We start from the raw sequence: 7,513 nt of genomic DNA on the forward strand, positions 1-7,513 counted from the left end.
AATAAAAAAAAGACAGCCTAGGCTGTCTTTTTTTGTGTCAGTAAATATATGAATAAGTATGTGGTTCTTACTATCCAATCTCTTTTAAAGAATTTACCCTACAATCTAATGCTTATCTTTTCGAGCTGGGATAGTAAGACTCATCTGTACTTGGGGTAACTTTTCTGTTTTTGCTTTCGCAGATTTACTGCCATCTAAGTTACTAGAAGGTGGTGTATTTTGCTTATCTAACTCTTGTTGTTTTAACTTTTGCATTTGCTTAGTAAGTTGACGCTCCCTTTGCGTCATCGCATTAACTGGCTGAATCCATAAATCAACATCAAAAAAATGCTCATTGTTCTCAGTGATGAAATCGATACCAAGCACGACTACATGATGCAGCTCAATAATTGGTAAACGTGTGGCAACATCCTGTGCGATCTTTGCTAACTTTGGTTGGACAGCGGCTTTGCTATTAGGTCCTTTTGACTCTTGACTATAAAATACCAGTACATAATGTCGGCCTAAGCTTTCATAAGAATGTTGGTGTACGACATAGCCATCTTTTTGCAGTGATGCGCTTTGTTTAGGGTGTCTATATAGCGTACGAATAAGTTCGTGACGCGAAAATAAAGACTCATCTAGTAGTTGTTGCTGCCAGTGAGCGAGTGGTATTTCTGCCTGCTCATCGCTATTAACTACGTGCTTTTTACCATATGTATCTATCATCTGCATACTTAGCTGAGACCATATCGTGGCCGCTTGTATCATATGCTGACGGTACATCTGAGCAGTTGAACTTTGGTTCTTGTATGCAAGCGTAATAGCTACCAGTGCTGAGTTAGGTTCGTCTTGTGCTTCATTTTTGATGAGCGCATTGTCGACTGCAATGGCAGGGGCAAATAAATCTGGGCTTTGTAAGAAACGCTCAACCAAAGCGCCTTCTGACTCAAAACTTGCGATATGGTTTATGGCCGACCGCTGTAGCTGCTCTAAATGATAAGCTAAGAAACGCCACAATTCACATGGGGTTCGTACCGCTGCTGCTATAGAATACCAATCATCCCAGCTAAATACTTGTAGCTGCTGCATGCTTTCGCTCATGTCGACAACTAAATCTTCTAAAAAGTAACGAACCCCAAAATTGTGTTTAAGTCGCTGTAGAGCACTAGTTGTTTCACCTACGCTATCGTTTTTGTTAAAACTACTACTTTTTCCGACAAGCTGAATATCAAAGATCAGAGCTTCGTAACCCACGGACTCATTGTCTTCATTCTGAGATAATAATGATTTGTACCATGTAAGAGCAGATTTTACCGCGGTCATACGTACAGCCTCAATTTCAACTGATTTTGTATCATATGGTAGATATAGTGTCAGCTCCAACAGCTGTAGCTTGCCAAGTGGTAACTGATACTGATAGTGACGAGCGATATATTGAGCATTGTACTCATGCTCAATTGTATGCATGCCCGTCAAAGTCACCGCCTTAGCGTCTGCCTGTAAATAGTTGACTAGTTCAGTCGTCAGGTAACCCCAGTCGGGCATGGTAGTAATCGAATGGGACACAAATTCCAACCTTCTATTATTGTATGGTAAATATCGCACTTGATAGCTCATAATACTAGCGACATGATTATCGCGTATTACAAATATCTGAATGATGAAAAATTACGCTACATAAGCACTATCAGAGACAGTCGCTTTCAAAGCGATCACTTGTTATGATGATATCAAAGCAATATTGCTTGTGTGCAAGTTTATGGATAACTAACTGTACTTAGTTGAATTTATCGAAACTATAATCATCCAAACCTTGATGACTATTATATAATAATAAGGATTAAACATTATGAAGCGTTTTAAAGAAAAGACCGTCGTTGTAACAGGTGCAGGTTCTGGTATTGGCCGTGCAACGGCTATTCGTTTTGCCGAGGAAGGCGCTAGCGTGGTTCTAGTAGGACGTACAGCGGAAACACTAGAAGAAACTGCCAAAGAGTTACCGCAAGATCGTACTTGGATCCATACCGATAACTATCTTATTATTACGTGCGACATTAGCGTTCAAAGCCAAGTACAAGAGATGGTTGAGCGCGCTATCGACAAATTCGGCAAGATTGATATCTTGGTAAATAATGCTGGCAAAGCAACTCAAGGTAAAATTACAGAACTCTCTGCTGATGATTGGCGCTCTGCTATCGATGTAAATCTAAACGGGACCTTCTACGTCTCTCAAGCTGCGATGCCTCACTTGATTGCATCAAAGGGTAATATTGTCAATATTTCATCACTCTCAGGTGTGGGAGGCGATTGGAATATGGCAGCTTATAATGCTGCTAAAGCGGGTGTGACCAATTTAACTCGCACGTTGGCATTAGATCATGGTTCTGATGGTGTTCGCGTAAATGCAGTCAATCCAAGCGTTACCAAAACCGGTATGACCACGGCTATCCAAGACAATGAGTCTAAAACAGATAAATTCTTAGCTCGCTGCCCGCTTGGACGTTTAGCAACCCCAGAGAATATCGCTGCCGCAATTACCTTCTTAGCAAGCGATGATGCGTCGATGATTACTGGCGTAAACCTACCTGTCGATGGCGGTGTTAGTGCCTCTAACGGACAGCCACAATTTTAGATTTTTAAGCTACTAAATTTTCAAGCGCATTACTCAAAAAAGCCCTCGATATCATCACATCGGGGGCTTTTTTAATATCAGTTATTAAAACTTAATTGTAGGTAGCTTTGATTCTTCACATCTGTAATACAGCCAATGCTTATAACTTAACTAATTGAACTATTACTTATACTATTTAGCTTACTCAACTGCATTATTGATGTCTTGTAGTGGCTGTGACAAACGCTCAAGGTGTCTTGGTAACACCCCTTTATACTGAGAATATATTTTTGGTAAATCCGCTTCAATATCTCCAGTTGGATGTATCACAGATAAAAAACGAACTTCTTTGGTATTATAATCCAATGCAACGGGCAAGATAGGCACGCCAGCACCGAGTGCCAGATAGTAAAATCCTGTTTTCCAGCTTTCGGTATATTGCCGTGTACCCTCTGGTGATAAGCCCAAAAATAGGGGCTCACCTGTTTTAAACTTATCGATACTGGCTTGTAATACTGAGCCTTTTTCAGTGCGATTGATCGGTATAATTCCCATCCAGTACAGCAGCTGAGACAATACTGGCACTCTAAACAGCGTATGCTTTGCCATGATACTGATTTTTAAATCTAGCGCAAATAAACTAGGAAGTGCATAAACGCCATCAACATTAGAGGTATGGGGCAGTGCCAAAACCACAGCCTGAGAGATATTAGGAATATCACCAACCGTTCGCCATCCTAAAGTCTTCATGAGCCATAAGCCAATGATAGGCGACACTTTATTACCGCGCCTAGGCACTTTGTCACCCACTTGTTTTCTACTGAGCTTTGGCAGTATCTTTGAGCGTGTAGATTCAGTAGTAGCAGACTTAGAACGGTTAAAAATCTTCGGTATCATGACAGCACAATATAGTGAAAGGTACTGACATAATACCATTAAGATTTTGTGGTTAGGCTAAATTTTGCGTGCTTTTATTATGCGATAGACCGTTTAGCCATACATATAAGTAATGTCCAGTTACGATATTCTGTACTCATATTTCTTTAGACTCGTCGATACTTCTTAAGAAATATCGGCTAAATCACCTTTGCTTTCAAGCCACGACTTACGATCAGAGGCACGTTTCTTAGCTAGTAACATATCCATCACGCTAGCGGTCAGTACCATGTCATCCATATCTAACTGTACTAAACGGCGAGTATCACGGCTCATCGTCGTCTCACGTAGTTGCTCAGCACTCATTTCACCAAGTCCTTTAAAACGTGTAATCTGAGCTTTTTTGTTGCCCGGTACATTGGCTAAGATATGTGCAAGCTCTGGCTCATCTAACGCATAGTGTACTTCTTTACCCACATCCACTCGGTACAGTGGCGGCATGGCCACAAACAGATGCCCTGCATCTACTAACGCAGGAAAATGCTTCACAAACAGAGCGCAAATCAATGTCGCAATATGTAGACCATCAGAGTCAGCATCCGCTAAGATACATATCTTGTCATAACGCAACTCGGACAAATCATCAGACGCAGGATCGACACCGATAGCAATGGCAATGTCATGAATCTCTTGGCTTGATAGTACTGTATCTGATGATACTTCCCACGTGTTTAGGATTTTGCCGCGTAGAGGTAATATCGCCTGATAATGACGATCTCTCGCTTGCTTGGCACTACCACCCGCAGAGTCACCCTCTACTAAAAACAACTCTGCCCCATCACGCAAATCACCACGGCAATCTGCCAACTTGCCAGGTAATGCTGGACCTTGAGTAATTTTCTTACGAGCGACTTTTTTGGCAGATTTTAGACGACGACCAGCTTTGTTAATCGCCAATTCAGCGATTTGCGTGCCCATATCTGCGTTTTGATTCAACCATAAACTGAAGGCATCTTTTGCCAATGTTTGAACTGCACCAGCTGCTTCACGACTGGACAGACGCTCTTTGGTCTGTCCAGAAAACTGCGGCTCAGAGAACTTAAGAGATAGGATATAGTTCACCCCATCCCAGACGTCTTCTGCGGTTAGTTTCACGCTACGCGGTAGCAAATTATGAATATCGCAAAACTCGCGCAGTGCTTCTAGAATACCCGTACGCAGACCATTGACGTGCGTACCGCCCTGAGCTGTCGGGATCAGATTGACATAGCTTTCTTGAATTGGCGTCCCACCATCAGGCAACCAAGATAGTGCAAAAGTAATAGCAGCCCGTTCGCCCACTTTCGCATCATAGTTATAATAAAACGGTGCGTCAGGCAATGTTTCCAGACCGTCTAATTGTTCACTTAAATACTCGACGACCCCATCTGTAAACTGCCAAACGACCTTTTCATCATTGATATGATCAGTAAACTCAATCGTCAGCCCAGCGGCTAAGACGGCTTTCGCTTTTAAATTATGCTTGAGCTGTTTTACATTAAACTTGGGCGTATCAAAGAAACTACCATCCGCCCAAAAGTGCACTCTGGTGCCACGTTTGCGCTTATTCGAGCTTACCGACTCAGTCAATGGCGTAACCGGTGCGCCATTTTCAAACGCCATATCGAACTGTGTGCTATCACGCCATACCGTGACCTCGACACGCGTTGATAGCGCATTGACGACGGAAATACCTACGCCATGGAGACCACCTGACACTTCATAGTTAGAGGTCGAAAATTTCCCACCAGCATGCAAGCGGGTCAAAATGAGCTCAATACCAGATTGACCAAACTCAGGATGGATATCAGTCGGCATACCGCGCCCATCATCTTCAACAGACAATGATCCATCGCTGTGCAATTGCACCTTGATAGTTTTCGCATAACCAGCCAACGCTTCGTCAACTGAGTTATCAATGACCTCTTGCGCCAAATGGTTGGGGCGTGTGGTGTCGGTATACATACCCGGTCGACGACGGACTGGCTCAAGACCTTCTAAAACTTCTAACGATTGCGCATTATATTGACTCACAAATGCATCCTTAACTGTTCGCGTGCGTTTAATTCTATAAAACCATTATAACGAAAAATAGTGACCTTAACGTCAATAGTCCATCGCTTACGTCATATAATGTCGTCTATTTAGGCTTGTACTAAACTCTGCAAGATACTCATCACCATAGGTAGCTGCTCATCAAAGTCACTAAAGCGATGATCGCCACCCGCTTGCACTGTTACGGTTGCGCCCTGACTTAGATAAAAAGCTCTAGACAATTCAGAATCTAATAGCTCATCGCCCTCTTTGAGTAACACAGCAACTTTATCGGGATAGTTGACTGATAAAAGCTGATGGTCTGCAAACCACTGTAAATCTGTAGGAGTAATCTGCCAACCGCCCGCTGTCGTGTACAGGGTTTTGTTATCCGATGACTCATTACTGCTGTCGGGATTAAACCCTGACGAATCAGCAAAACGCTGTAGGGTGACATGAGGCTGCGTACTGGGGTTTAATAGCAGTGCAGGACAACCTATTTGGTTACTGATTAAGGTAGAAAAGTACCCACCCAATGAGCTACCGATTAATACAGTATTGGATAATTCAGTCTGCTTATCTGCTGATTTTCTACCTGCATTATTATCTAGCTCTTCTATTAAAGACAGTAATTGCTCACACACTTGCGCAGGAGATTTATTTAAATCAGGACGTAATACATTAATATCAGAATGATGACGCTGGCAATATTTTTCTAATAAAACCCCTTTGGTCGAGTTGGCATTACTGTCCAACCCATGGATATAAATCAAGTTCACGTATCATCTCACTTATTAATTTTGTTATGATTATCTTATAAAGGCTATCAAAGCTAAGCATAGCACCCGCTAGACGAAAATAATAACAATAAAATGGCACACTATTAGTCAATATTTGCGACATAATAAAGTTAAACAGTGATTTTATGCAGGTCAAAGGAATGACGGTAGTCATTATGGAGGAGTCATGAATCAACAGTTTGAGCTGTTCGAGATTGCCAACCCATGTATTGGTCTTTGTCGAAGCAACAAGAAAGGCTATTGCTTTGGTTGCCTGCGTAGTCGAACTGAGCGCCAGCTATGGCATGATATGACGACTGAGCAGCAACGCGAAGTGTTGAGGCTTATTACAAAGCGTAAGCTGCGTATTGAACAAATAAGACAACGTAAAGATCAGCAGCTGGGGTTTGATTTTGAGGAAGAAATTGAGATGGGCGAGTTGTTTTGAGAAGTAATTAAGGATATCAAAAATGCCAATACTATCCTCAGAATGCTTCAAATTTCGCTAAAATATAAGTTTGATAAACTAACAATAAAAACAATAACTAAGTCAATACTTGTATTATACCTATTAGCTCAACATTCACTTTATTAAATTGTTGTAGTTTTCCACAACTTAGGGTCAGTACTGAAACCCAGCGCTTTAACTTTTTGTAGTTCACTAAAGTTAGAAGGAAGTTTTTCGAACACTTCAACTAAAGTATCGTTGAATGCTTTTAACTCAAAATTTGTTTTCATGCCTTCTTGCCAATTATTCCAAGTCTTCTTACTAACTCGGTTAGACATACGTAAATAGATTTGTTCGTTGCATAGGTCCATATAATTATATATTTCGTTATGAACAGCACTTGCTTCAGTTGAAGGGGCTTCTTCACCAATCAAAGCCTTATAAGGTATACGCTGAATTATATCTCGATATTCTTTGTTGATTGAATCTTCGAATAATACTCTCTGTTGTATGTTACTTCGCTTTATTTGATAAGCAGCAACACACCAAAGACAGTGGCGTACGGAACCAAAACATTCAGAACTTCGATAATAACAGTTATCAAGTTAATAATAATTGACTCCTAGAAATAAGAATAGGCATATTATAAATAAAATTGGTCGCTATCGTAATGACTCATCATTTAAAGACTAACAAACTATAAAGCTAATAATATGACAGCCAAGCCTAGTCGACCATTTTTCA

Annotated in this window: 7 protein-coding genes; 2 read left to right on the top strand and 5 right to left on the bottom strand. The window is 41.2% G+C overall.

What is annotated here, in order from left to right; genetic code table 11:
* Positions 1-105: 105 nt before the first annotated feature.
* Positions 106-1,548, bottom strand: coding sequence for a hypothetical protein (locus ACT3QR_RS07535; RefSeq protein ID WP_444520731.1), 1,443 nt, complete (start codon positions 1,546-1,548; stop codon positions 106-108).
* Positions 1,549-1,831: 283 nt separating this feature from the next.
* Between ACT3QR_RS07535 and ACT3QR_RS07540 the strand changes: the two genes are divergently transcribed.
* A complete protein-coding gene (locus tag ACT3QR_RS07540) occupies positions 1,832-2,614 on the top strand; it encodes an SDR family NAD(P)-dependent oxidoreductase (protein WP_444520732.1) in 783 nt (260 codons plus the stop codon).
* A gap of 180 nt (positions 2,615-2,794) precedes the next feature.
* Here the strand turns inward: ACT3QR_RS07540 and ACT3QR_RS07545 are convergent, their stop codons facing one another.
* The 3 genes from ACT3QR_RS07545 to ACT3QR_RS07555 form a co-directional block, all read right to left on the bottom strand.
* On the bottom strand, positions 2,795-3,490 hold the full coding sequence (locus ACT3QR_RS07545; RefSeq protein ID WP_444520733.1) for a lysophospholipid acyltransferase family protein: 696 nt from the start codon (positions 3,488-3,490) through the stop codon (positions 2,795-2,797).
* A 165-nt stretch (positions 3,491-3,655) separates the two neighbouring features.
* Entirely contained in the window at positions 3,656-5,542 is a 1,887-nt protein-coding gene (gene parE / locus ACT3QR_RS07550) for a DNA topoisomerase IV subunit B (protein WP_444520734.1), read from the bottom strand.
* Between the two features lie 110 nt (positions 5,543-5,652).
* Positions 5,653-6,321 carry a YqiA/YcfP family alpha/beta fold hydrolase gene (locus ACT3QR_RS07555; RefSeq protein WP_444520735.1) on the bottom strand — a complete coding sequence of 223 codons (669 nt, stop codon included), beginning with the start codon at positions 6,319-6,321 and terminating at the stop codon, positions 5,653-5,655.
* 187 nt (positions 6,322-6,508) lie between these two features.
* On the opposite strand from ACT3QR_RS07555, the gene ACT3QR_RS07560 reads away from it, so the two are divergent.
* The gene (locus ACT3QR_RS07560) at positions 6,509-6,769 is read left to right on the top strand and encodes a DUF1289 domain-containing protein (protein WP_444520736.1); all 261 of its coding nucleotides are present in this window, start codon (positions 6,509-6,511) and stop codon (positions 6,767-6,769) included.
* Positions 6,770-6,912: 143 nt separating this feature from the next.
* On the opposite strand, the gene ACT3QR_RS07565 is transcribed toward ACT3QR_RS07560, so the two are convergent.
* Positions 6,913-7,203 (bottom strand): hypothetical protein, encoded by a 291-nt coding sequence (locus ACT3QR_RS07565; protein WP_444520737.1) that lies wholly within the window; start codon positions 7,201-7,203, stop codon positions 6,913-6,915.
* Positions 7,204-7,513 lie beyond the last annotated feature (310 nt).

Source organism: Psychrobacter sp. AOP7-B1-25 (assembly GCF_052376195.1).
GTDB lineage: Bacteria > Pseudomonadota > Gammaproteobacteria > Pseudomonadales > Moraxellaceae > Psychrobacter.